Here is a 293-nt window from a genome sequence, read left to right as displayed (position 1 = left end):
GAGAGCGAGCATCCACTGAAAGCCAAAATTTTGCCTACTGAATGGCTGGGCGAACATAGCGCGGAGTTGGTTTCTGACGCGGTGAATTCTTTGCTTGATGATATCAGCCGTGATCGTGCGCATCAGATCCGCCATGCGTTTGATCGCGCCACTTTTGCCCTGATCGACAAGTTGAAAAACGATCCTGAAATGGCAGCGCGAGCTGATGCCGTAAAAAGCTATCTGAAAGAAGATGAAGCTTTTAACCGCTATCTCAGTGAATTGTGGGGGGATTTACGGGAATGGCTGAAAGC

At 49.1% G+C, this 293-nt stretch carries 1 protein-coding gene; it reads left to right on the top strand.

Annotated elements, in window-relative coordinates:
- On the top strand, nt 1-293 hold a 293-nt coding region (locus F0Q32_RS26015), incomplete at both ends, for a DUF445 family protein (RefSeq protein ID WP_149465185.1).

Source organism: Pseudocitrobacter sp. 73 (assembly GCF_008369545.1).
In the GTDB taxonomy this organism is placed as follows: Bacteria; Pseudomonadota; Gammaproteobacteria; order Enterobacterales; family Enterobacteriaceae; genus Pseudocitrobacter; species Pseudocitrobacter vendiensis.
This window is presented reverse-complemented; position numbering and strand designations above follow the sequence as displayed.